Here is a 24,657-nt window from a genome sequence, read left to right as displayed (position 1 = left end):
TCTCCCTCCTCCGAGCCTAGGCCCCGGATCGCGCCTCCGGCACGGCGGGGCACCGTAGGGTCCCGGCGTGGACGTGGCGCTGGCGATCGACGTTGGGGGCACGAAGCTGGCGGCCGGCCTCGTCGACGCCGACGGTCGCCTCATCGCCCGGGCGAGCACCCCGACGGCAGCCGCCGGTGGCGACGCCGAGTCGCTGTTCGCCGGTCTGGGGTCCCTCATCGCCGAGGTGCGGAGGGGGGACGAGTCCGTGTGCGGGGTCGGGTGCGGCGGCCCGATGACCCTCGGTGGTGAGGCCGTGTCGCCGCTCAACATCCCGGCCTGGCAGGGGTTCCCGCTCCGTCGGCGGCTGGCCGAGCTGACGGGCCTGCCCACCTTCGTCGACAACGATGCCAAGGCGCTTGCCCTCGGTGAGGGGTGGCGGGGCGCGGCCGCAGGTGCCCGCGACTTCTTGGCCATGGTCGTCTCGACCGGCGTGGGCGGCGGCATCGTGCTCGACGGCCGGCTGCTCGACGGCGCGGCGGGCAACGCCGGCCACATCGGCCACCTGGTGGTCGAGCCCGACGGCCGTACGTGCGCCTGCGGCGCCCGGGGCTGCCTCGAGGCCGAGGCCTCGGGCACCAGCATCGCCACCGTCACCGGGCGCCCCGCGGCGGAGGCCGGCCCGGCGGTCGTGGCCCGCACCGGTCGCCTCGTGGGCCGGGCGGTGGCGTCGGTCGCCAACCTGCTCGACCTCCGCCTCGCCGTCGTGGCGGGGTCGGTGGCCCTCGGGTTCGGCGACCCCTTCTTCGCCGCCGCCCAATCGGAGGTCGACGCCGTCGCCCGCCTGGAGTTCTCCGCCGGCGCCCGCATCGTGCCGGCCGGCCTCGGCCACGAGGGGCCCCTGGTGGGGGCGGCAGCGGTCGGCTGGCGAGGCATCCACGGGGTCCTCGACAAGCGGTAGAGGGCTACGCTCGGCGGCCATGGAGCCCCACTACGCGCCCGAGGCCGAGGTCTACCGCGAGAAGGTCCAGGCGTTCCTCGCCGAGCACCTGCCCGCCGACTGGCAGGGCACGGGGGCGCTCGAGGGCGAGGAGCTCGAGCGCTTCGGTGCGGCGTGGCGCCGCACGCTCTACGAGAACGGGATGCTCGGCACCTCGTGGCCCACGGAGTACGGCGGAGCGGGGCTCTCCGCCATGGAGCAGGTGGTCCTCCAGGAGGAGTTCGCCAAGGCGGGCGTGCCGCCCTACGCCCCCAACGACGTCTTCGGGATCCAGATGGTGGGCAACACCATCATCCAGTGGGGGACCGACGAGCAGAAGCACCACTTCCTGCCCCGGATCCTCTCCGGCGAGGACCGCTGGTGCCAGGGCTACTCCGAGCCCAACGCCGGCTCCGACCTGGCCAACGTGGGTTGCCGGGCCGAGCTCGACGGGGAGGAGTGGGTGCTCAACGGCCAGAAGATCTGGACCTCGGCCGGTCACCTCGCCGACTGGATCTTCGTCCTCGCCCGCACCGACCCGTCCGCGGCCAAGCACAAGGGCATCAGCTTCCTGCTCGTGCCCATGGACCAACCGGGGGTGGAGGTGCGCCCCATCAAGATGATCTCCGGAGAGTCCGAGTTCAACGAGGTCTTCTTCACCGACGCCCGCTGTCCCCGCGCCAACGTCGTCGGGGAGGTCAACGCGGGGTGGGGCGTCGCCATGACCCTGCTCGGCTACGAGCGGGGCGAGGCCGCGGCGGTGCTGCCGATCCGCTTCCGCGGCGAGCTCGACCGCCTCCTCGCCCTGGCCAAGGAGCGAGGGCGCGACGAGGACCCGGTCTTCCGCCAGAAGCTGGCGTGGTGCCACACCAAGGTCGAGATCATGCGCTACCTGGGGATGCGCGCCCTCACCAAGTTCCTCGCAGGCGAGCAGCCCGGCCCCGACGCGGCAGTGTCCAAGCTGTACTGGAGCGAGTACCACCGCATCGTGACCGAGCTCGGCGTCGACATCCTCGGGGCCGACGCTCTCACCCCGACCGGCCGGCGCCCGTCGAGCGCCTTCCAGACCGACGACCCCGGTGCGCCCAACAGCTCGCGCTCGTGGGTCGACGTGTTCCTGAACGCCCGTGCCGGGACCATCTACGCGGGCACCAGCCAGGTTCAGCGAAACATCATCGGCGAGATGGTGCTCGGGCTCCCGAAGGAGCCTCGGGTCGCTGCGTGACGACCGGGGAGCAGGACGACGTCGCGGATGACCGGCCTGGCCGGGGCCCGTCACCGAGCGGGACCCCTCCCACCGCCTCCGCAGGCTCCGGCGGCGGGCCCCTCCCCTCGGTGCCACCCCGCCAGGCCTCGCGCCGCCCCGTCGACCGCTCCTGGCTTGTCCCGGTCGCGCTCACCGTGCTCCTCCACCCGTCGCTTTGGCTTGTTGGGGTGCGGCAGGTCTTTGTTTTGGCTTCTCCTGGTTGGTGGGGTCGGAAGCCCTTTTTGCCGCTGCCTGATCCCTCGTATCTGCGGTTCCGGCTGGTCACGGCGTACGGGGGCGACGGGTCGTCGCCCCCGGACCCTGCCGACGTGGTCACGTACCTGCGGTGGTGCAGGCGGTGGCGGGGGGTGGTCGGCCATGGCGGTTGAGTGCTCGAATCACCGCCGGTGCCGCCGTCCCGGCGCCGGCGGAGGCTAGGTTCTCGGCCGTGGTGAGGGCGCTGGTCCTCAATGCGAGCTACGAGCCGCTCTGCGTCGTCTCGGCACGGCGGGCGGTGGTGCTCGTCCTCAGTGAGAAGGCCGACGTCGTCCACGCGTCGGAGGAGGAGATGCGCTCCGAGCGCCTCACGGTGGCCGTCCCTTCGGTCATCCGGCTCCGGTACTTCGTCCGGGTGCCCTACCGGCGCCGCGCCGCGCTCAACCGGCGGGCGGTCTTCGCCCGCGACGGCGGCCGCTGCCAGTACTGCAGCGCGCCAGCCGAGAGCATCGACCACGTCGTCCCGCGGGCCAAGGGCGGCCTGCACGTGTGGGAGAACGTGGTGGCGGCCTGCCGTCCGTGCAACACCTCCAAGCGCGACCGGGACCTCGCCGACACCGCCATGGTGCTCCGGCGCACCCCCGCGGCGCCCCGGGAGCTGGCCTGGATCACGATCGCCGTCGGCGTGGTGCCGGCCCAGTGGGAGCCCTACCTGCAGCCTGCGATCTCGGCGTGAGCTCGGGCTGGCCGGTGGAGCGGGCCCGGGGGCCTGCCCGCCGGTTCCACGACCGCCCGCTCCACGAGCCGGCGTCCCGCCTGGTGTCGGTGCTGGAGGTCGACCGCCCGGCATTGGTCCTGGGGAGCACCCAGTCCGAGTCCTCGGTGGACGTCGCCGCCCTCGAGGCCGCCGGTGTCACGCTGGTTCGACGGCGCAGCGGCGGGGGTGCGGTCCTGCTCGTCCCGGGCGAGTCGATCTGGGTCGACGTGGTCGTGCCTCGGGGCGACGACGTGTGGGACGACGACGTGGGCCGGTCCTTCCACTGGCTGGGCGGGGTGTGGGCGGCCGCCCTCGGCGATCTCGGCATCGTCGCCGAGGTCCACACCGGCGGGCTGATCTGCACGCCGTGGTCGCGACTCGTCTGCTTCGGTGGGCTGGGCCCTGGGGAGATCAGCGTCGACGGGCGCAAGGCCGTGGGCCTCTCCCAGCGCCGGGCCCGCCACGCCGCCCGCTTCCAGTGCGCCCTTCTGCGACGGTGGTCGGCGGCCGAGGTCGTGGGCCTTCTCGCCCTCGACGACGACGAGCGCGCCCGCGCGGTGGCCGGCCTCGACCACGCCGCCGTCGGGCTGCCGATCGACGCCGAGGACGTCGTCGGCGCCCTGCTCGACCGACTCCCGTGAGGTGAGGTCCAGCCACCCGCGACGTTTCACCGACGCCCCGCCCGACACGCACCGGACGAACCCGTAGAGACACTCCGAACTGGGTGATCAGGGTCGTTCGGCCTATTTCAGTACGAGGCGCGCTTGCCTACGCTGAGTGCAGGTCAACGCGCGAGGAGAACCAGCCGGTGAGCGCACTGGGGAGCGACAGCCGGGTGAGGGCGTCGGGCCGGTCGTTGCGCCGGATCTGGATCTCCTCGGTCGCCGTGCTGGTCGCGGCGATCTTCTTCCTCGGGCTGCTCGCGGCCAGCACGCACCACTTCCAGCGGGCCGTGTTCGAGGGCACCACCTCGACGCACACGAAGAAGGCGAGCGCGGTGGGCGAGCTGCTCGTGATGAAGCGGCAGATGACCGACCCGCTGGTCGGGGTGCTGTACCGGCTCGGCGGCGATGAGAAGGCCGCTGTCGCAAAGGCAGAGTTCGACGGTCTGGTCGTTCGCTTCGAGCGCGCCCTGGTGGTGGTCGAGGGGCTGATCGAGAACCCTGCCGAGGAGGCGCACTTCGGGACGGCGCTCACGGTGTGGGATGAGGTCGGGGTGGAGATCGAGAAGGCGTGGGTGAACTGGAACGGCGAGACCCTTGCCGACTTCCTGTCCCAGGGGGAGCCCCCCTTGATGATCCCCGTCTGGCAGCGCTGGACGGGGATCGACAACCACCTCGGCGACCTGCAGGTCGAGATGTCCACGACGCTCGAGACCCGCGCCGATGAGGTGATGTCCAGGCTGAACGTCGTCGGCGCCTTGGTGTTGGGCACGGTGGCGGTGGCGTTGCTGATGGCGTGGATGGCGACGCGACGGTTGTCACGCTGGGTGCTGCGACCGCTGACCGAGGTCAGCCGGGCGGCTCAGAGGTTGGGTGAGTCGGGGGCACGTGAGCCGATCGCGGTGCCCGAAGGAGTGGCGGAGGTCCGGGAGCTCGCCCGAGTGCTGAGTGCGAGCGCGGCCGCGCTACACGAGAGCCATGGGCGCCTGCACACCCAGGCGCACGTGGATTCGATGACGGCGTTGCCGAACCGCAAGGCGTTCCTGGACCGGCTGGGCGAGCTGGTGGATGGTCCGGGCAAGGTGGCGGTGCTGTTCGTGGATTTGGACGACTTCAAGCACGTGAACGACAGCAAGGGCCACGCGGCGGGCGACGAGCTGTTACGGGTGCTGGGGTTGCGGCTGCAGGCAGCCAGCCGGGGTTGCGACATCGTGGCCCGGTTGGGTGGCGACGAGTTCGCGGTGGCGATGGAGGTGGGCGAAGACCCGACTGCCGTGGTGACGGTGGCGGAGCGGCTGCGCGCGGCGCTGGACGCGCCGGTGGATCTTGCGGCGGGTCGAGTCCGGGTGGGGTGCAGCATCGGGGTGGCGGTGACCGACGACGGGACCGCCCCGGCGTCGGCTGAAGAGCTGCTGGGCAACGCCGACTTCGCCATGTACCTGGCCAAGAACCAGGGCAAGAACCGGGCCGAGCGGTACTCGGTCGGCCTGCACGCCGGGGTGCAAGCTCGCCACGAGCTGCGCAACGACCTGTCCATGGCGTTGGAGCGGGATCAGCTGGTGACCTACTACCAGCCGGTGTTCGCGCTGGACTCCGGTGAGCTGCTGGGATTCGAGGCGCTGGTGCGCTGGCAGCATCCCGAGCGGGGCTTGCTGCTGCCGGAATCCTTCCTCGACCTGGCGGAGGACTCCGGTGCCATCATCCACATCGACGCCTGGGTGCGAGACCAGGCGTGCGCCATGCTGGCAGAGCTGCGCCACCACAGCCCTGGGCAGCAGATGAGCGTGAACCTGTCTCCCCTGGACCTGGCGAGCGACGGGATCGTGGCGTCGATCGTCGCCACCGCCGAGCGGTATGCCAACCCGCCCTCCAACCTTGTGTTCGAGGTCACCGAAGGGACCGCCATGACCAGCACGGAGGGGGCGGCGGCGGCGTTGGCCGAGTTGCGCCAGCTGGGCTTCCACGTCGCCCTCGACGACTTCGGCACCGGGTACTCGGCGTTGCGCTACCTCGGTGAGCTCCCCGCCGACATCGTCAAGGTCGACCGGTCGTTCATCCACGGTCCCGGCAGCGAGCAGAGCTGCCTGCTCGACTCGGTCGTCGCGCTGGTGCAACACCTTGGCCTGCACGTCGTGATCGAGGGCATCGAAACTCCCGCGGACCTCCAACGGGTCAGCCACTACACAGGCATCGCCGGGCAGGGCTTCCTCTTCGCCCGGCCCATGCCCACGACCGATGCCCTCGACTACGCGCGCCACCACGCACCGATACCGTCAGCAGCCGGCTGAGAGGTCGGACGGGTCCGCCTCTTCCACGCGGCGGCCGTGCTCCGAACGTCAGGAACCTGTCCCGAAGGTCGCCTGCAGGGCTTCGACCGCCACGGCCACGTCCTCGGCCAGCTCGTCGATCATCACCAGCGCTCCCTCGAGGTTGGGGCTGCGAGCCAGCGTCTCCAGCGTCGCCGCGCGTGCGGCCGCGGCGCTGGCGCCGAGGTTGGCAGCGCTGCCCTTGAGGGAGTGGGCAAGGGACGCGACAGCGTCGGCGTCGTCCGATGCGGCGGCGAGCCTGAGGTTCGCCAACCGTCCCTCCGCGTCGGCGCGGAAGGTGGCCACCAGCGTGGCCATCGAACCCGAGCCGCCGTCGAGCTCGGTGAGGCCGTCGATCACCTCGGCATCGAGGATCTCGACACCGTCGAGCGGCGTCGGCGGCGTGTCGTTGGAGCCCCGACACCAGCGAGCCAGGATGTCGTCGAGCGCGTCCCAGCGCACCGGCTTGCTCACGTGGTCGTCCATCCCGGCCGCCAGGCACCGCTCGACGTCACCGACCGTGGCTCCTGCGGTCATGGCGATGATCGGCGTGCGTCGCTCCTGACCCTCCGCTCCACGGATGGCACGGGTGGCCTGGTAGCCGTCCATCACCGGCATCTGGCAGTCCATCAGCACGGCGTCGTAGGAGATGCGGGTGGCCGCCTCGAGCGCCTCGGCACCGTCGCCGACCACATCCACCCGGTGACCGCGACGCTCGAGCATCTGACGCGCCACCTGCTGGTTGACCGGGTTGTCCTCCGCCACGAGCAGGTAAGCGGGTTGCTCCACGGGTCGGGATGCGGGGGTTGCGCTGCTGCCGTGTTCGTCGTCCCCTCCGTCCGGGGCGAGTACCGTCACCAAGCAGTCGTAGAGCGCGGACTGCCGAACCGGCTTGGTCAGGAAGGTCTCGACACCCACGGCGCGGGCACGCCGCCTGTCCTCCCCGAGACCCGACGACGTCAGCATGACCAGGCGGGGGTGGGCCGCCGCGGCGGCGATCGCCGTCGCCAGCTCGATCCCGTCGGTCCCCGGCATGTGGTAGTCGAGGATCGCCAGCTCGTAGGCCGGCTCGCTCCGGAGCAGGGCGAGGGCCTCTGCGGCGCCGCTCGCGGTGTCGACCTCCACACCCCACCTCCCGAGCGTCTCTCGCAGGATCGTCCGGTTGGTGGCGTTGTCGTCCACCACCAGGATCCGCACTCCGTTGAGGTGCGCCACCTGCCGCCTCGGGGAGAGCTGGTCCACCGACGAGGGGGCGAAGGGAAGGGTGACGGTGAAGCGGCTCCCCACCCCAGGCGTGCTGTCCACCCCGATCTCGCCACCCATCAGATCCACGAGCTGGCTGGTGATGGCCAGCCCCAACCCGGTGCCCCCATGGGTCCGGGTGGTGGACGCGTCGCCCTGGGAGAAGCTGGTGAACATCCGGTCGAGGACGTCGCTCGACATGCCGACGCCGGTGTCGAGGACCTCCACCCGCACCAGGAGCGGGGGCCCTGGGACGTCGCACCGATCGACGCGGACGACCACCTCACCAACGTCGGTGAACTTCACGGCGTTGCCCACCAGGTTCACCAGCACCTGGCGGAACCGTCCGGGATCCCCACGCACGAGGTCGGGGACGTCGGCAGCGAGCGCGGTGAGCAGCTCGATCCCCTTCTCGTGCGCCCGCTCGGCCAGGAGTTCGGCCACCTCCTCCACCGCGGCCCGCAGGTCGAAGTCGATCACCTCGAGATCGAGCTGCCCCGCCTCGATCTTGGAGAAGTCGAGGATGTCGTTGATGACGGTGAGCAAGGCATCGGCGGCGCCGTGCGCCGTCTGGGCGTAGCCCTCCTGCTCAGGGGTGAGACCACTGGCCAGGAGGAGCTGCGTCATCCCGAGGACGCCGTTCATCGGCGTGCGGATCTCATGGCTCATGTTGGCCAGGAACTCCGACTTCAACCTCGACGCCTCATTGGCCTCCGCGGTCTGGCGGGCGAGGAGATCCGACGTCCGGGCCAGGACCTGGCCGAGGGTGGCGATCTCGTCGGCGCCGGCGGGTGGGTCGAGCTGGGGGAAGCCCTGTTCGAGGCGCCGGGCGTTGTCCTCCAGGAGCTCCACACGGCGGGCCACGCCACGGGTGAAGAGCCAGCTGGCGAGCAGGCCGCCGAGGATGCCGACCCCGACGCCTCCCACCACCACCACCACCATCGTCCGGACCGACCGACGTTCGTCGTCGAGGAGGGCGGCCAAGCGACGCTCCTCCCCTGTCTTGACCTCGGCCAGCACCTCGCGCAGGCGGTCCATCGTCGCTTTGCCCGCAGCCAGGCGGATCACGAGGTCTCTCTCGGGGTCAGCGAGGGCATCGGCGCGGGTCGCTGCGAGCTGGTCCAAGCGGCTCCGAGCCAGGTCCTCGATGCTCGGTCCGACGTCCAGGAGGGCAGCCGAGCCTCCCACCGCCCGGAGGCTGCGGAAGATCACCTCGGAGCGGTCGACCGCCTCGTCGTACCTCTCGAGGAACCGCTCGTCGCCCGTCGCCACCAAGCCCCGCACCGACGTCTCCGCCTCGACCAGGACCAACAGGAGGTCGCGGGTGGCTGTCTGGATGGCGATGCTCTCCCTAACCGAGCGATCGGTCCGCTCCCGCTGGGCCATCAACGGGAGGAGGGCGGCGGCCACCAACAGGAGTGAGAGCACCGGGATGGCCACGACGACCAGGCCCTTCCGACGCAGGGGGAGGTCGGCCCACCACCCCGACGATCCAATCACCGGACGGCGTCCCGGCGCTCCATGGCGGAGCGCACGAACCCCTCGTAGCTGGGGCCCACTGTGGTGTCGACGAGGCCGAGGATGCCGTACTGCTCCTTGCTCCACGTCATCTCGGAGGTGGCGAGGTCCCAGGTCCAGCGACCGATCACACGCGACCCCGCAGCCTGGGAGCCTGGTGGTGACCGCGTCCGTGATCGGGTGCACCTCGGTCGGAGCGACCGGCACTGTGCACATTCGGTTCGAGCATCAGGCCCTCCTGGACGAAGCGGGCTCTCACCGCGACCCTCCACAAGTGACCCGATCCTACCTTTGACCACGACTGGTGTGACCTCTCTCAGTGGCAGGGAGCGGAGGGTGGTTCTGGTTTGGGTTGCGGGGGCTGGCGCCCGTCTCCTGCGTCGCGTTGTGCCTCCCTGTGCGGACCTCTCTTGAATCCGCTGCGGCGCATACACGCGCCCGAGTGGCGTGTGCGCCGCAGTCGATTCCAGAACGATCCGCACGGAAAATCAGAGCTCCCGGTGGTACGCCGCAGGGACAACCAGAATCGGCTCAGCCATCCCTGAAACATGTGGTGCTGGAGGAAGCGTGCTGCTATGGCCGACAACACCGCCCGATTACGTCGACTGGCGACACACGCAGGCGTGGCCCACCGACCAGCTGCCTGGGATCAGTCGCCGATGAGGAAATCGAAGGCGGCCTCGGCCCGTGCCTGATCGTCTGCGTCGAGGTACCGCCAAACGATGTCGTCGTCCGGACCGAGTCGCTGCTGGCGGAGCTCTGAGAGCAGGGCCCGGTCGTCGTCGGTGAGCTCGTTGGCGGCCGCCACCGGGTCGTCGATGCAGGCGAGCAGGAACGCTACGTCCTGGATGTGTCGCGGGTGGCTGGTGGTGCGCTGGTCGACCGCGGCGGCAGCTTTGACGCAGATCGCGCCGGTCAGCGACGGGACGCGGATGACGACATCGGCCTGGTCCTCGGCGTAGTAGATCGTCGTCAGTTCGGCGCCGTCGAGCGCACGACGGCCGCCGGGGATGGCGAGGCTGCGAAGGTCCGACCCGACGGCGAGCCGGTCTGCCGGGGTGTCCTCTGGTGCGAGGACATCCACCTGCGCCCGACCGGAGACGAACATGCAGCGGGCGAAGTCGCCGCCTCGGTCTTCTTCCACTGGGAGCTCGTAGCCGAGGGATCGCAGCGCGTAGGTGACCTTGGCGAGGATTCCCGGCTCGGCGAGGACATCGACGAGGACGTCGCCGTCCTTGGTCTGCTCGGCACGGGAATCAGCCCGTCCTGCTGCCCGGGCGGCGACGAGGACCATCATCCCGCCGACAAGGCACCACAGGTCGGTATCGATGCGCCGGCCAAGCAGGCCGAGGCAGCGCATGACCTCGTGGTGCTGCGGCAGCAGCTGGTCGGAGATGTCGACTTCACGCACGGATGCGCCCGCCGAGCAGCCGGTCCAGCAGAGTTCCAGCCGCGCGGTCCTGCCGATCTTCGAGGTCGAGCCATGCGACCCACGGAGCGGCGTACCGCTGGCCTCGCTCGAACGGCCAGACGTCGTCATCGACGACGTGCAGGAGGAGGTTTGCGTTCTCGAGCACCTCCCGCGCGCGGACGCCACGCACCAGCGCGTCGGCCCCGGACCGTCGAACGTAGGCGTCGATCTCCCCACCAGGATCGACCGGTGCGCCGGCTTCGGCGGCGGCATCTCGTCCCGAGAGGACGATGCCCGGGTCCGCCCGCAAGGAGGCGAGCACCCCGGGGTGAACGTACAGGTTGCGGTGCTCGGCACGAGGACGGACCCGCCGACGCCGGCGATCCAGATCGGCTCCGGCTACAGGCCGCTCCACGAGTGCACAGATCTCCGCCCAAGCTCCCCGCTGGGTGAGCGGGCGGCCCCGCCGGCCAACCCTCGTGTGCTCGAAGCTACTGACCGCCGACACCGGCACCATCCACTGCTGGCCCAACTTCTCTGCAGCGAGCTGCTTGGACGTCACAAGCGCCTGCGCTCGACGTCGGGTCACCCCGAGACGCCGTGCTGCCTCTTCGAGCGGAACCATCCTACCGGCCATGGGATCTAAATGTACCAGTTCTGGAACATTTAGCAAGGAGCTCGGTCTGCGTGGTGGAACTTGTGGCCGGTTCTGGATTCTGCTGCGCCGCGTTCTGGATTGCTCTGCGGACCTCTCTGGAATCGACTGCTGCGCACATGGTGCGAGGTGGGGTGGAGGGGGGTTGACGGGTGGGGGAGTGGGGCGTACGGTGGCGCCAAGTGGCGCGAAGGGGTGGATCTCTGAGCGTCCGAGGTGCAGCAGGGGGGCCCGGTGGAGTGCAGCGGGCCCCCAGACGACGACCGGAGTGGTGAACACGGATGTTCCTGGGGACGCACGGGCACTCCCTGGACATGAAGGGGCGGGTGATCCTGCCCTCCAAGTTCCGTGACCAGCTCGCCGAGGGCGCCGTCATCACCAAGGTGCTCGACGGGTGCTTGGCGATCTACACGGCGGAGGAGTTCGAGAAGGTGGCCCAGGAGATGCAGGAGAGCGCCAAGCGCGGAGCGACCGAGCGCAACGTCGTGCGGTCCTTCGCCGGCGGCGCCGCCGAGGTCGATCCCGACAAGCAGGGCCGCATCACCATCCCATCGAGCCTCCGGGAGTTCGCCCACCTCGACCGTGACGTCGTCGTGGCCGGCGTGTTCAACCGGATCGAGATCTGGGACGCCACCAAGTGGGGTGAGGTCAACCAGGAGGGCGAGGCGAGCCTCCAGGGGGCCCAGCCCGGCCTGAGCGACCTGGGCTTCTGATCGACGACCGACGACCGACGACGAGACAAGGAGACGAGACGACGAACAGGATCGACGGCGGCATCGCCGCACCTCGCAGCTCAGCAACCCCCCGGTCAGCAGGATGGACAGCCCCTACTCCGCCCGCTCTCCGTCCCGATCGATCGGGGAGACATCCCGACGGCAGTGCCGGCCGGGGGGTTGCTGAGCGTCGAGGTGCGCAGCGAGGTCGCCGTCCTCGATGCCGCCGAACCGGTGTCGTCGTCTCCGCGGAGACCACCGTGACCACGACCAACCCCTCCTTCGAGCACCGCCCCGTGATGGTCACCGAGATCGTCGAGCTGCTGGGACCGGCGCCGGCCGGGGTCGTCCTGGACGCAACGGTCGGCGGTGGCGGCCACGCCGCCGCCGTCCTCGAGGCCCACCCCCACCTGTCGGTGGTCGGGCTCGACCAGGACGCCGACGCCGTCGAGGCGGCCCGGGCCCGCCTGGCGCCCTTCGGCGACCGGGTCAGCGTCCACCACACCCGCTTCGACCGTCTCACCGACACCGTGCGAGCACTCGACCTCCCCTCCCTGAGCGGAGCCCTCTTCGACCTGGGCGTCAGCTCCCCTCAGCTCGACCGGGCCGACCGGGGCTTCGCCCACCGTCACGACGCGCCGCTCGACATGCGCATGGACCGCTCCGCCACCCGCACCGCGGCGGACGTGGTCAACGGCTACGACGAGGCGGAGCTGGTCCGGGTGCTCCGCCAGCATGGCGACGAGCGCTTCGCCACCCGGATCGCCCGTGCCATCGTCGCCGCCCGGCCGGTGGAGACCACCCGCGAGCTCGCCGCCCTCGTGCGCGACGCCATCCCCGCGCCGGCGCGCCGGACCGGCGGCCACCCCGCCGCCCGCTCCTTCCAGGCCATCCGCATCGAGGTCAACGACGAGCTGGCGGTGCTCCCGGTGGCCCTCGACGCGGCCATCGACCTCCTCGCCCCCGGCGGGCGCGTGGCGGTCCTCTCGTACCACTCCGGGGAAGACCGGATCGCCAAGGCGCGACTCCGCCTGGCCGAGACCGGCGGCTGCGCCTGTCCGCCGCAGCTGCCCTGTGGCTGCGGCGCCGTCCCGTTGCTCCGCCTGCTCGGTCGTGGGGGTCGCACCCCTTCGCCCGAGGAGTCAGCCGCCAACCCCCGCGCCGCCAGCGCCCGTCTCCGGGCAGCGGAGAAGCTCGCCCAACCCGCACCCCACACACCAGACCACGACACCCGAGGTGCAGATCGATGAGCCCCCTGACCGCGCCCGCGCCCGTTCGCTCCCGCCCTGCCCGGAGCCGTCCGGCACCAGCACCCCAACGACGTCCCCGCCTCCGGGTCGTCGACGAGGTGGCGCCCCGTCGCTCGCCGCGCCGTGGCCGCCTCGTGGTGGTGGTGGCCGCCGTGGCCGCGGTGGTGTCGCTGTTCGCCCTCGCTGCCTTCCACGCCATGCTCGTCTCCGGCCAGGTCGCGCTCGACGAGCTCGGCTCGCGCGTCGCCGACGAGCAGGGTCGCTACGAGTCCCTCCGGCTCGAGGTCGCCAGCCTCGAGTCACCTGAGCGGGTCGTGGCAGTTGCCCAGGAGCAGCTCGGCATGGTGCCGCCGGAGGAGATCATCTGGCTCCCGGCCCCGACGGGGAGCCCCGATCAGGCCCCGGTGACCGCCGGCGCCGCGCCGGAGGTCAGCCAGGTGTCGTGGGGGGCAGTGAAGCCCTACCTCGGCGGCACCCGGTGACGGCGACGCGCCCTCCGCGGCGTGGCGCACCACGCCGGCCCGGGGGCGCTCCACCTCGCGCAGCCACCCGCCCGCGCCCTGCCCGAACCGGGAGCCGGGCCGGCAGGCCGCCGCCCCCTGCCCGCCGCCCCCCGGCGCGTCCCCAGGCCGGCGTCGGGTCGCCGGCCCGACGGGCCCTCGGACTCCTGGTCGCCCTGGCGCTGGCCTTCGCCCTCGTGGCCGTCCGCCTGACCCAGCTGCAGGTGGTCTCTCCCGACGACTACGCGGCGAGGGGAGTCGCCCAGCGGCTGCGTGCGATCGTGCTCCCGGCCGAGCGGGGATCCATCTTCGACCGCAACGGCAGCGAGCTGGCCATGTCCGTCCGCCGGCACACCGTCTGGGCCGACCCCCGGCTGGTGACCGACCCAGAGGGGGCCGCCGACGCCCTGGCCCCGGTGCTCGGGGTCGACCACGAGGTGCTCGTCCGGCGCCTCGGCGGCAGCGGCGCGTTCGTGTACCTGTCGCGCCAGGTCGACGCCGACGTGGCCGAGACCGTGAGCAGCCTCGGCCTCGATGGCGTCAGCCTGCTCGACGAGTCGCACCGCTTCACCCCGGCGGGATCGCTGGCGGCGTCGGTGCTCGGCACCGTCGACATCGACAACCAGGGCACCGCCGGCCTCGAGCTGGTCTACGAGGACCGCCTCGTCGGTGTGCCGGGCGAGCTGATTCTCGAGCGGGGACCGGGAGGCCGGACCATCGCGGCAGGGGAGCACCGGCTGTCGCCGGCCGAGCGGGGCGACGACCTCGTGCTCACCATCGACCGCTCGCTGCAGTACGAGGTCGAGCGCGCGCTCGGCGACCAGATCCTCGCCACCGGCGCCGCCGGCGGCAGCGCCATCGTGATGGACCCGCGCACGGGTGAGATCCTGGCGCTGGCCAACCTTCGGGCCGACGCCGCCGGAGGCCCGCCTCGGCCCAGCCGGGACAACATGGCCGTGACCACGCTCTTCGAGCCCGGTTCGGTCAGCAAGGTGGTCGTTGCGGCAGCCGCGCTGGAGGAGGGCCTCTACACGCCCGAGCAGACCTGGGAGGTCCCGCCTGCGGTCCAGGTCTCGGTGAAGCGCTTCTCCGACGAGCACCCGAGGTCCGGCCCGAGCTCGTTCACCGACGTCATCACGAGGTCGTCCAACGTTGGCACGATCCAGATCGGGCAGGCCCTCGGCCCCGAGCGGGTCGACGCCTATCTGCGTCGGTTCGGCTTCGGGCAGTCCACCGGGCTCGGGTTCCCGGGGGAGTCCAACGGCATCCTCCTCGACCTGGACGAGTGGACGGGGCCGTCCATCGGGTCGATCTCCATCGGCCAGGGCATCGCCGTCAACGCGCTGCAGATGCTCGGGGCCTTCAATGCCATCGCCAACGACGGTGTCCTCGTCACACCGACCCTCGTGCGGTCCACCCTCGACGCCGACGGCACCGAGCACCTCGCCGACCGGTCACCCCGGCGGCGGGTGATCTCGGCCGCGTCGGCCGAGCAGATGCGGGCCATCCTCACCAACGTGGTGGCCTCGACGGAGGGGACGGGCCAGCGAGCCCAGATCGCGGGCTACAGCGTGGCGGGCAAGACCGGGACTGCCCGCAAGCCGTCGAGGACCCACCGGGGGTACGAGGAGGGGGCCTACGTTGCCACCTTCGCGGGCTTCGTGCCGGCCGAGGACCCCCAGCTCTCGGCCATCGTCGTCCTCGACGAGCCGAGCCCCTACTACGCCAGCCTGACCTCGGCTCCGGTGTTCGGTGGCATCTCCAGGTACGCCCTGCGCCTCCTGCGGATCCCGCCCTCGGCCACCCCGATCGTCGAGCCGCCCGTGGTGGTCGACCCCGACACCATCGTCGTGCCGCGAGACTGAAGCGGCGTGGCCGAACATGCCCCCGTCCCCCTGACCGACCTCCTCGACGCCATCACCGACGTCGAGCTCGTCGGCGACCCCGGCGAGGTGTCGGTGACGGCGGTGACCGAGGACTCCCGCGAGGTGGCGGAGCGCTCGCTCTACTGCTGCGTGCCGGGGGCGAACGTCGACGGCCACGACCTCGCCGCCGACGCGGTCGCCCGGGGCGCGGTGGCGCTGGTGTGCGAGCGCGAGCTCCCGCTGGCGGTGCCACAGGTGCTGGTCCCCTCCAGCCGGGCCGCCATCGGCCCGCTCGCGGCTCGCCTCCACGGCGACCCGTCCCACCACCTCGACATCGTCGGCGTCACCGGCACCAACGGCAAGACGACCACGGTGGCGATCCTCGCCGCGGTGCTCCGGGCGGCGGGGAGACCGGCGGCCACCATCGGGACGCTCAGCCCCGTCGACCGCGCCGGCGTGTCCCAGCCACCGACCACACCCGGTGCCGCTCACCTGCAGGCCCGCCTGGCCTCCCTCCTCGCCGCCGGCACCGAGGCGGTGGCGATGGAGGTCTCATCTCACGGCCTGATCCAGCGTCGTGTCGACGGGACCCGCTTCGCCGTCGCGGTCTTCACCAACCTCAGTCGCGACCACCTCGACATCCACGCCACCATGGAGGACTACTTCTCGGCCAAGGCGATGCTCTTCGAGCCGGAGCGCTCCGAGCGTGCGGTGGTCAACGCTGACGACCCCCACGGCCGGCTCCTCCTCGATGCCGCCCGCATCCCCACCAGGCCCTACTCCCTCGACGACGCGTCAGACCTCGAGCTGCACATGACCGGGGCGACGTTCACGTGGCAGGGCGAGCGGATTCACCTGCCGCTCTCGGGGGAGTTCAACGTCCGCAACGCCCTTGCAGCGGCGACCGCCGCGCTAGAGGTCGGGGTCCCCCTCGACGCGGTGGCCGAGGGCCTGGCGTCGGTCGGTCCGATCGACGGGCGCTTCGAGGTGGTGGCAGCGGGCCCGCCGGTGGCGGTGATCGTCGACTACGCCCACACGCCCGACGGGATCGAGCAGGTCCTGCGGGCGGCACGCGAGATCGGCTCCGGTGGCAGGGTGGTCATCGTGTTCGGGTGCGGCGGCGACCGGGACCGGGAGAAGCGCCCCGCCATGGGCGAGGTGGCGAGCCGGCTGGCCGACCTCAGCGTCATCACGTCCGACAACCCCCGCAGCGAGGAACCCATGGCCATCATCGATGCCATCCGCAGTGGTGCCGCCTCCGGGGCGGCGATCGAGGTCGAGCCCGACCGGCGGGCGGCGATCGCCCTCGCCCTGCGCCACGCCACCGACGGCGATGTCGTCATCGTGGCAGGCAAGGGCCACGAGACGACTCAGACCCTCGGTGACCGCACCATCGAGCTCGACGACCGGGTCGTCGTGCGTGAGGAGCTCGACCGCCTCCGTGCCGAGGGGGAGGGCCGGTGATCGCGCTCCTCATCTCGAGTGGGGTCGCCCTCGTGGTCTCGCTCGTGGGGACGCCCTTCCTCATCACCTGGCTGCGGGCCCACGGCATCGGCCAGCCGATCCGCGAGGACGGCCCGAGCGGGCACTTCACCAAGGCGGGAACGCCCACCATGGGGGGCATCACCGTGGTGGGCGCCGCGATGGCGGGCTACGTGCTGGCCCACCTCCGCGAGGGCGCCATCTTCACCCGCAGCGGCCTCCTGGTCATTGGCGCGATCGCCGGTGCAGGCGTCGTCGGCTTCCTCGACGACTGGATCAAGGTCCGCAACGCCCGCAACCTCGGCCTCAACAAGCGGACCAAGGTGGCCGGCCTCCTCACCGTGGCGGTCGGCTTCGCCGTGATCGCCGTGTTCCACACCCCGGTCAGCACGAACCTGTCCTTCACGCGGTTCGATGCCCTTGACATCGACCTCGGTCCTTGGGTGTGGGGTGTCTGGGCGGTCCTGTTGATCCTCGGGACCAGCAACGCCGTCAACCTCACCGACGGGCTCGACGGCCTGGCTGCCGGCTCCGCCCTCTTCTCCTTCTCGGCATACGTGATCATCGGCTTCTGGTCGTTCCGCCACTTCGAGATCTATCGCCAGCCCCACGCCTTCGACCTGGCGCTGGTCGCGGCGGCGATGGTCGGGGCGTGCGCGGGCTTCCTCTGGTGGAACGCAGCGCCGGCTCGCATCTTCATGGGCGACACCGGCTCCCTCGCCGTCGGCTCGGGCCTGGCCGGTCTGGCGCTGATGACCAACACCCACCTCCTGCTGCCGATCGTCGGCGGCATCTTCGTGATCGAGACGCTGTCGGTGATCGTCCAGGTGGCGTCGTTCCGCCTCTTCCACCGTCGAGTGTTCCGCATGGCCCCGATCCACCACCACTACGAGCTGGGCGGATGGCCGGAGATCACGGTGATCATCCGGTTCTGGATCCTGGCGGGGATGGCGACCGGCATGGGCGTGGGCATCTTCTACGCCGACTACATCTCGATCCCCGGGGTCATCGACTGATGGCCGGCCCGACGCCGGCCGCCAGCGTCCCCGGCCCGGCCCTGGTCATCGGCCTCGGCCAAGCGGGGGTGGTCACCGCTCGCGAGCTGCGGCGCCGGGGCGTGGAGGTGGTCGCCATCGAGGACCAGCCGGGGGAGCGTGCCAGGCAGGTCGCCACCGAGTTGGGGCTGACCCTCGTGGAGGCGCCCTCGGGAGAGGAGGCGGTGGCCCTGCTCGACACGGTGGCGGTGGTCGTGCCCAGTCCCGCGGTCTGCCCCACCCACCCGGTGCTCGTCGCCGCTGTGGACCGGGGCGTGCCGGTCTGGAGCGAGTTCGAGCTGGCCGCTCGCTGGGGTCTTCCACCGGTGGTCGCCATCACCGGCACCAACGGCAAGACCACGGTGACGACGCTCGTCGCCGACATGGTCACCGCGGCTGGCCGCCGCACCGCCGCCGCCGGCAACAACGATGTGCCACTCGTCGCGGTGCTCGACGACGGCCTCGACCTCGTCGTGGTCGAGGCCTCGTCCTTCCGGCTGGAGTTCACCGAGACCTTCCGACCCGATGTCGCCCTCTGGCTCAACCTGGCCGAGGACCATCTCGACTGGCACCCCGACATGGAGCACTACGCGCACTCGAAGGCGCGGATCTGGGCCAGCCAGCGCCCGGAAGACGTCGCCATCGTCAACGCCGACGATCCCGTGGTGATGGCAGCCGCCTCTGGGGCTCCGGGCCGGGTGGTGACCTTCGGCGTAGGACAAACCGACTACCGAGTGGTGGACGGAGCCCTGGTGCTGCCCGACGGGTCAGTCTTGGTTGTAGGTCACGAGCTCTTCCGGGCCCTTCCCCACGACCTGACCAACGCCCTGGCGGCGGCCGCCTGCGCCCTCGAGGCCGGGATCCCCCGGCAGGCGGTGCGGGACGCCCTTCTGGCCTTCCGGGGGCTCCCCCACCGGCTGGCCCTGGTCGCCGATGATGGCGGGGTGCGGTTCTACGACGACTCGAAGGCGACCGACCCCCACGCCACAGCCGCGGCGATCGCCGGCTTCGACTCGGTGGTGCTGTTGGCGGGCGGCCGCAACAAAGGCCTCGACCTGTCGGTCCTTGCCGACTCGGCCGACCGGCTCCGCCACGTGGTGGCCATCGGTGAGGCGGCGGCCGAGGTGACCACGGCCTTCGCCGGCACCGGCGTGGAGGTCACCACCGCGACGTCGATGGACGACGCCGTCGATGTCGCCCGCGCCGTCGCCCGACCCGGCGACGCCGTGGTGCTGTCGCCGGGGTGCGCCTCGTTCGACTGGTACGGCGGCTACGGGGAGCGCGGCGACGACTTCGCCCGGGCCGTCCATGAGCAGCGCGGGAGCCGGCGGTGAGCCGGACCGCCGCGCCCACCAGCCGCCGCCGCCCGGCGCCGACGCCCGCCGGCACCTCCACCTTTGCCCTCCTCGCCGCGCTGGTCGCGGTGCTCAGCACCATCGGCCTGGTCATGGTGCTCTCGGCCTCCTCGGTGCAGGCGTTCGAGGAGACAGACTCCACCTGGACGTACTTCGTGCGCCACGCGCTCTACGTCGCCGTCGGCACGGCTGCGCTGGTGGCGGCGATGCGGGTCGACTACCGGCGCTGGCGCCGCGTCGCAGTGCCGCTCCTCGGGCTCTCGTGGCTGCTGCTGGTCGCCGTCCTCGTCCCGGGGGTGGGCATCGAGGTCAACGGCGCCGGCCGGTGGGTGGGCTCCGGGGCGGTGCGCTTCCAGCCCGCCGAGCTGGTGAAGCTGGCGGCGCTGCTCTTCGCCGCCGACCTGCTGACGCGTCGCGCCGACCGCATGGCCGAGGAACGGGTCACCCTCCGGCCGGTGCTGACGGTGCTCATCGTCACCTCGGGGCTGATGTTGCTGCAGCCCGACCTCGGGTCCACTCTCGTGATCGGAGCCATCGTCGTCGCCGTGCTGTTCGTGGCCGGGGTGCCCCTCCTGCGCCTCAGCGCCGTCGTCGCCGCCGGTGGCGCCGCCGCCGTCGTGCTCGCCCTCCGGGCGCCGTACCGACGGCGTCGCATCCTCGCCTTCCTCGACCCGTCGGCCGACCCCGGCAACGTCGGCTACCACATCAACCAGTCGCTGATGGGGGTGGCCTCGGGCGGCCTGCTCGGCGTCGGCCTCGGCGCCAGCCGGGCGAAGTACGGGTTCCTCCCCAACGCCCACACCGACTTCATCTTCGCCATCATCGCCGAGGAGCTCGGCCTCGTCGGCGGCTTGGCGGTCGTGGCGTGCTTCGTGGGCTTCGCCGTCCTCGGCACCAAGGTCGCCATCGCCGCCCCCGACCGGTTCGGGACCCTGGTGGCGGCGGGGATCACCGCCTGGGTCGTGGTGCAGGCCTTCGTCAACATCGGCGGGGTGATCGGGATCCTCCCGATCACCGGCGTGACGCTGCCGTTCATCTCCTACGGCGGGTCGTCGATCTTGCTGGTGATGGCGTCCTGCGGGATCCTCCTGAACATCGCCCGCCAGGGCCGTGGCCTCGCCCGGCGCTCACCGGCCCACCCCGCGGAGCGGGCCGCGAGGCACTAACCCGCTGACGGCCCCCGGTGCCGGGAGGCAGCGTCGAGGGGTAGTGACACCGGCGGCCCCACGGGTCCAGGCGCCCCGCCGCGGCGGTCCCACGCCCGCAGCTCCGAGACCACGGCGACGGCCACGGCAGTGGTGGGGACGGCGAGGAACGCGCCGATCAGCCCGGCCATGAGCCCGCCAGTGGTGAGCACGACCAGGACGACCACGGCATGGAGGCGCACGGCCCGGCCCATGATCGACGGTGCGAAGAGGTAGCTCTCGATCTGTTGCACCACGAAGACCAGTGCGAGGACGGTGAGGGCGTCCCGGAACCCGCCGCTGACCAGTGCCACGAGCACCGCCAGCAGCCCCGCGGTCGGGGCCCCGACCACGGGGAAGAAGGCGGCGAAGAAGGTGATGATCGCTAGGGGGAGCACGAGGGGCACGCCGATGACGAGGAGGCCGAGCCCGATGAGGACGGCATCGAGCATCCCGGTGATTGCCGTTCCGCGCAGGTAGCCGGCGAGGCTCTCCCAGGCCCGCTGCCCGGCGGCCCGGTAGGCGGCCCGACGGTCGTCGGGGGCGTGGCCGTAGGCCCACTCGGCGATCTGGTGCCCGTCCTTGACGAAGAAGAAGACCAGCACGAGCGAGAGGGCGATCCCGGCGAGGATCTCGCCGGCGATGGCGGCACCGGTGAGCAGCCGGGAGGTGATCGCGGACCCGGTGTCCCCGCGGATCGAGTCGATGGCCTGGTTCACGTACCCCTCGACCTGCTGCTCCGAGAGGTCGAGGGGGCCGGTGACGAGCCACTCCTCGATCTCCCTGAGGGCCGACTCGAGGTCCTCGCCGAGCTGCGCGAACTGCCCGACCGTCTGGGGCACGATCAGCACCAGGGCTCCGATGACGACCGCCGCCCCCCCGAAGAAGACCAGCCAGGTGGCGGGGAGTCGGCGGAGGCCGAGTCGCTCCAAGCGGTCGGCGAGCGGCTGGAGGAGGGTGGTGATCAGGAGGGCGATGATCAGCGGAAGCATCACCAGCCGCAGCCGCAAGAAGAGGATGAACGCGAACGAGACGGCGAGGCCGATGCCCACGAGCCACCAGGCGACGGAGCCGGCCCGGGCCAGGGTGGGCAGGAGGCTCCTCGGCGTGCCCGGTCGGTCCGTGGGCCCGGCCGGCGTGCTCAGTTCGCTCACGTGTTCCCCCCCGGGGACGGTCAGACGGCGTAGCCGGCGGTGTCGATCAGGTGGCGGTGCTCGCGGATCCAGTCGGAGGTCCGGCGCAGACCCTCCTCGAGGCTCACCTCGGGCTCCCAGCCCGCCCACTCCCGGGCCCGGCTGTTGTCGCAGAGCAACCGCTCCACCTCCGAGCCTGCGGGACGCATCCGGTCCGGGTCGGTGACCACCTCGGCCTCGGCCCCGGTGACCTCGATGAGGGTCCGCACCAGGTCGCCGATGGAGATCTCCCGTCCGGAGCCGATGTTGACGACCTCGCCCACCGCCCGGTCGCAGGCGGCGACGGCGAGGAAGCCGGCGACGGTGTCGTCGACGTAGTTGAAGTCGCGCGTGGGGGTGGTGCTCCCGAGCTTGATCTCGGTCGCCCCGGCGTGGAGCTGGGTGAGGATGGTGGGGATCACGGCGCGGTTGGACTGGCGGGGGCCATAGGTGTTGAAGGGCCGCACCACCGCCACCGGGAGCTCGAAGGCGTGGTGGAACGACAGCGCCATCATGTCGCCGCCGATCTTGGAGGCCGAGTACGGGGACTGCGGCTGGAGCGGGTGGTCCTCGCTGATGGGGGCGGTGATGGCGGTGCCGTAGGTCTCGCTGGTGGAGGTGTGGACCATCCGCTCCACGCCCGCACGGCGGCAGGCCATGGCCACGTTGGTGGTCCCGTTCACGTTGACCTGCACGTAGCTCTCCGGGGCCACGTAGCTGTAGGGGATGCCGATGAGCGCCGCGAGGTGGAAGACCACGTCGCAGCCGTCGACGGCCTCGAAGGTGCGCTCGGCGTCGCGGACGTCGCCGGGGAGCACCTCCACCTCGGTGTGGACCACCGGGTCGAGCCAGCCGTACCGGCCGAAGGGGTTGTACAGCGTCAGGGCCCGCACGCGGGCACCCTCCTGCACGAGCCGCTCGACCAGCGTGGAGCCGATGAACCCCTCGCCGCCGGTGACGAGCACCGTCTTGTCCGACCACTTCACCTACATCACCTCTTCGCCGGTCACGGACCACAGGAGGGCCCGGTTGAGCTCTTCCCAGTTGCCGATGTCGAGCCACATCTCGACGATCGGGAACACCACCACCCGGTGGCCGGCGGCGCGGGCCGCCTCGATCAGGTCGACCATGGAGAACACCGTCGCTGGCGGCACCAGGTCGAGCATCGCCGGGTCGAGGACGGTGAAGCCGGCGAAGCAGGGGAAGCGCAGCGTCGGCTTCTCGTCGATCTCCGTGAGCGCCACCTCGTCGATGCGCAGCACCCCGTAGGGGACCGCGACCTCGTGGTAGAAGGCCCCGACCGTGATCGCTGCCCCCTCGGCCAGGTGGTAGTCGACCATCCGGGCGAACGGCAGGGTCGTGACCTGGTCGGCGTGGGTGACCAGGATGGGCCCCTCGGGGCGCTCGGGCAGCAGCGCCAGCGCCCCGGCAGTGTGCAGCGGCTGCTCCTCGTGGAGGTAGCGGGCTCGCACCCCCCAGTCGGAGCCGTCGCCGATGCGGTCCTCGATCATCTCCGACATGTAGTTGACGGCCAGCCACACGTCGCCGACGAGCGCCTCGTGGAAGTTCTCGAGCAGGCGCTCGAGGATCGACGCCCGCCCCACCGCCAGCAGCGGCTTGGGGACCTTGTCGGTGAGGGGTTGGAGCCGGCTGCCCTTGCCACCGGCCATGACGACCGCGGTGGTGGCCGGGATGGCCGCCTCGACGTCGGCGACCGTGCGGGTGCCGACGAGGCGGTCGTCGTCGACCACGGCGACGGCGCGGACATGGTTGCGCTCGAGCACCGCCCGGACCTCGACGTCGGGCGTCGACGGGGACACGGTGAGGGGCGGGTCGTCGAGGACGTCGGCGACCCGCAGCGCCGACCAGTCGGCGGTGGTGAGCAGGGTCCGGCGGATGGAGCGGTCGGACACCGTGCCCACGACGCGGCCGTCCTCGAGCACCGGGGCGAAGCCGGCCTCCAGGGCGCGCAGCGCCTCGACCGCGGGTTGGGTGGGGGAGAGGGTCACCGCCGCCCCCGCTCGGCCAGCTCGATCGCCCAGGCGGCGAGGTCGTCGGCGGCGTGCGGCCGGGCGCTGGCCCGCATGGCCGCCTGCATCTCGGTGAGCCTGGTGGGATCGCCCAGGCGAGCTTCGAGCACAGGACCGACGACCTCGGCGGTCGCCTCGTGGTCGCGCACCAGCACGGCGCCGCCCGACGCCACCAGCGGCTCGGCGTTGTGGACCTGCTCGTCGTGCTCGTCGTGGGGATAGGGGACCAGCACCGAGGGCAGACCCACGATGGCCAGCTCGGTGACCGTCCCGGCCCCGGCCCGGCACACCGCCACGTCGGCGGCGGCATAGGCGTGGTCCATGCGGTCGATGTAGCGCACCAGGTCGACGAGGTGACCGCCGGGGTTGGCGGTCAGCGCCGACTCCACCTCCTCGTGGCTGCGGGCGCCGGCCTTGAGGACGATGCGGATGTCGTCGCGGCCGGCCCAGCGCTCGGCGAGGCCGAGGGCGAGGCGGTTGAGCGACATCGCACCCTGGCTCCCGCCCGTGACGAGGACCATCGCGGTCCCGTTGGCGAGGCCGAACGCGCGGCGGGAGTCGGCCCGCAGGGCGTCCCGGTCGAAGGAGGTGATGGAGGTGCGCAGGGGGTAGCCCACGTGACGGACCTCGGTGCCGCCGAAGCGGGTCTGGGGGAACGAGGTCGCCACGTTGCGGGTGAAGCGGGCGGCGAGGGTGTTGGCCTTGCCGGGCACCGCCCCGGGCTCGTGGATCAGCGAGGGGACCCGGGCCAGCCGGGCGCCGACGACAAGGGGGATCCCCGTGTAGCCACCCATGCTGACGGCCACGTCGGCCGAGGCGCGGCGCAGGATCGAGCGGGCCTGGAGCGATGCGCGGCCGAGGGCGAGCGGGACCAGCGCCTTGCGCCAGCCCCTCCCCGCGAACTGCACCATCCCGTAGACGTGCAGGGGGTGGCCGGCCTCGGGCACCAGGCGCCCCTCGAGCCCCCGGCTCGTGCCGGCGAAGGCGATCGCCGCCTCAGGGCGTGCCCGGCGGATCGCCTCCGCCAACGCCAGCCCCGGGTAGATGTGACCGCCGGTGCCGCCGGCGGCGATCACGAAGGAGAGGTCGCCGGCAGCCATG

General features: G+C 71.8%; 21 protein-coding genes. 13 read left to right on the top strand and 8 right to left on the bottom strand.

The features are described 5' to 3' along the window. The first annotated feature begins 67 nt into the window (after positions 1 to 67). The 5 genes from VMN58_09295 (at position 68) to VMN58_09275 (ending at position 6,127) form a co-directional block, all read left to right on the top strand. The gene (locus tag VMN58_09295) at positions 68 to 940 is read left to right on the top strand and encodes an ROK family protein (protein ID HUF33386.1); all 873 of its coding nucleotides are present in this window, start codon (positions 68 to 70) and stop codon (positions 938 to 940) included. Positions 941 to 959: 19 nt separating this feature from the next. Then, entirely contained in the window at positions 960 to 2,183 is a 1,224-nt protein-coding gene (locus VMN58_09290) for an acyl-CoA dehydrogenase (GenBank protein ID HUF33385.1), read from the top strand. Between the two features lie 469 nt (positions 2,184 to 2,652). Then, positions 2,653 to 3,156, top strand: a complete 504-nt coding sequence (locus tag VMN58_09285; protein ID HUF33384.1) for an HNH endonuclease — start codon at positions 2,653 to 2,655, stop codon at positions 3,154 to 3,156. Beyond that, positions 3,153 to 3,818, top strand: coding sequence for a hypothetical protein (locus VMN58_09280; GenBank protein ID HUF33383.1), 666 nt, complete (start codon positions 3,153 to 3,155; stop codon positions 3,816 to 3,818). The genes VMN58_09285 and VMN58_09280 overlap by 4 nt, the downstream gene beginning before the upstream one ends. Positions 3,819 to 3,985: 167 nt before the next feature. Next, positions 3,986 to 6,127, top strand: a complete 2,142-nt coding sequence (locus VMN58_09275; GenBank protein ID HUF33382.1) for an EAL domain-containing protein — start codon at positions 3,986 to 3,988, stop codon at positions 6,125 to 6,127. 48 nt (positions 6,128 to 6,175) lie between these two features. Here VMN58_09275 and VMN58_09270 read toward each other — a convergent pair whose 3' ends face one another. The 4 genes from VMN58_09270 to VMN58_09255 all read right to left on the bottom strand — a co-directional run bounded on the left by VMN58_09270 (position 6,176) and on the right by VMN58_09255 (position 10,638). Next, on the bottom strand, positions 6,176 to 8,887 hold the full coding sequence (locus tag VMN58_09270) for a response regulator (protein HUF33381.1): 2,712 nt from the start codon (positions 8,885 to 8,887) through the stop codon (positions 6,176 to 6,178). Then, complete coding sequence (locus tag VMN58_09265) at positions 8,884 to 9,036, bottom strand: hypothetical protein (GenBank protein HUF33380.1); 153 nt, start codon at positions 9,034 to 9,036, stop codon at positions 8,884 to 8,886. The genes VMN58_09270 and VMN58_09265 overlap by 4 nt, the downstream gene beginning before the upstream one ends. 518 nt (positions 9,037 to 9,554) lie before the next feature. Then, complete coding sequence (locus tag VMN58_09260; protein ID HUF33379.1) at positions 9,555 to 10,316, bottom strand: hypothetical protein; 762 nt, start codon at positions 10,314 to 10,316, stop codon at positions 9,555 to 9,557. Beyond that, positions 10,309 to 10,638 carry a hypothetical protein gene (locus VMN58_09255; GenBank protein ID HUF33378.1) on the bottom strand — a complete coding sequence of 110 codons (330 nt, stop codon included), beginning with the start codon at positions 10,636 to 10,638 and terminating at the stop codon, positions 10,309 to 10,311. The genes VMN58_09260 and VMN58_09255 overlap by 8 nt, the downstream gene beginning before the upstream one ends. Positions 10,639 to 11,252: 614 nt before the next feature. Between VMN58_09255 and mraZ the strand changes: the two genes are divergently transcribed. The 8 genes from mraZ to ftsW all read left to right on the top strand — a co-directional run bounded on the left by mraZ (position 11,253) and on the right by ftsW (position 20,336). Then, positions 11,253 to 11,684, top strand: coding sequence for a division/cell wall cluster transcriptional repressor MraZ (gene mraZ, locus VMN58_09250; GenBank protein ID HUF33377.1), 432 nt, complete (start codon positions 11,253 to 11,255; stop codon positions 11,682 to 11,684). A gap of 260 nt (positions 11,685 to 11,944) precedes the next feature. Next, positions 11,945 to 12,934, top strand: a complete 990-nt coding sequence (rsmH, locus tag VMN58_09245) for a 16S rRNA (cytosine(1402)-N(4))-methyltransferase RsmH (GenBank protein HUF33376.1) — start codon at positions 11,945 to 11,947, stop codon at positions 12,932 to 12,934. Continuing rightward, positions 12,931 to 13,416 carry a hypothetical protein gene (locus VMN58_09240; protein ID HUF33375.1) on the top strand — a complete coding sequence of 162 codons (486 nt, stop codon included), beginning with the start codon at positions 12,931 to 12,933 and terminating at the stop codon, positions 13,414 to 13,416. The genes rsmH and VMN58_09240 overlap by 4 nt, the downstream gene beginning before the upstream one ends. A gap of 215 nt (positions 13,417 to 13,631) precedes the next feature. Continuing rightward, on the top strand, positions 13,632 to 15,299 hold the full coding sequence (locus tag VMN58_09235) for a penicillin-binding protein 2 (GenBank protein ID HUF33374.1): 1,668 nt from the start codon (positions 13,632 to 13,634) through the stop codon (positions 15,297 to 15,299). Between the two features lie 6 nt (positions 15,300 to 15,305). Further along, positions 15,306 to 16,763 carry a UDP-N-acetylmuramoyl-L-alanyl-D-glutamate--2,6-diaminopimelate ligase gene (locus VMN58_09230; protein HUF33373.1) on the top strand — a complete coding sequence of 486 codons (1,458 nt, stop codon included), beginning with the start codon at positions 15,306 to 15,308 and terminating at the stop codon, positions 16,761 to 16,763. Further along, positions 16,760 to 17,797: a phospho-N-acetylmuramoyl-pentapeptide-transferase gene (mraY, locus tag VMN58_09225; protein HUF33372.1), complete on the top strand. Its 1,038-nt coding sequence runs from the start codon at positions 16,760 to 16,762 to the stop codon at positions 17,795 to 17,797. The genes VMN58_09230 and mraY overlap by 4 nt, the downstream gene beginning before the upstream one ends. Then, complete coding sequence (gene murD / locus VMN58_09220; GenBank protein HUF33371.1) at positions 17,797 to 19,149, top strand: UDP-N-acetylmuramoyl-L-alanine--D-glutamate ligase; 1,353 nt, start codon at positions 17,797 to 17,799, stop codon at positions 19,147 to 19,149. Before mraY ends, murD begins: the two co-directional genes overlap by 1 nt. Then, positions 19,146 to 20,336, top strand: a complete 1,191-nt coding sequence (gene ftsW / locus VMN58_09215; GenBank protein HUF33370.1) for a putative lipid II flippase FtsW — start codon at positions 19,146 to 19,148, stop codon at positions 20,334 to 20,336. Before murD ends, ftsW begins: the two co-directional genes overlap by 4 nt. Here ftsW and VMN58_09210 read toward each other — a convergent pair. Genes VMN58_09210 through VMN58_09195 form a run of 4 tightly spaced genes read right to left on the bottom strand, consistent with a single transcriptional unit; the run spans position 20,333 to position 24,656 of the window. Continuing rightward, on the bottom strand, positions 20,333 to 21,508 hold the full coding sequence (locus VMN58_09210) for an AI-2E family transporter (protein ID HUF33369.1): 1,176 nt from the start codon (positions 21,506 to 21,508) through the stop codon (positions 20,333 to 20,335). The two genes, ftsW and VMN58_09210, sit on opposite strands and share 4 nt — an antisense overlap. A 20-nt stretch (positions 21,509 to 21,528) precedes the next feature. Next, positions 21,529 to 22,512 (bottom strand): SDR family NAD(P)-dependent oxidoreductase, encoded by a 984-nt coding sequence (locus VMN58_09205; protein HUF33368.1) that lies wholly within the window; start codon positions 22,510 to 22,512, stop codon positions 21,529 to 21,531. Further along, entirely contained in the window at positions 22,513 to 23,535 is a 1,023-nt protein-coding gene (locus VMN58_09200; GenBank protein ID HUF33367.1) for a sugar phosphate nucleotidyltransferase, read from the bottom strand. Then, a complete protein-coding gene (locus VMN58_09195; GenBank protein ID HUF33366.1) occupies positions 23,532 to 24,656 on the bottom strand; it encodes a UDP-N-acetylglucosamine--N-acetylmuramyl-(pentapeptide) pyrophosphoryl-undecaprenol N-acetylglucosamine transferase in 1,125 nt (374 codons plus the stop codon). The genes VMN58_09200 and VMN58_09195 overlap by 4 nt, the downstream gene beginning before the upstream one ends. Position 24,657: the final 1 nt, after the last annotated feature.

Source organism: Acidimicrobiales bacterium (genome assembly GCA_035512495.1).
Taxonomy (GTDB): Bacteria; Actinomycetota; Acidimicrobiia; order Acidimicrobiales; family CADCSY01; genus DATKDW01.
Note: the sequence above shows the minus strand (reverse complement) of the source record. Positions and strands in the feature narration are given on the sequence as shown.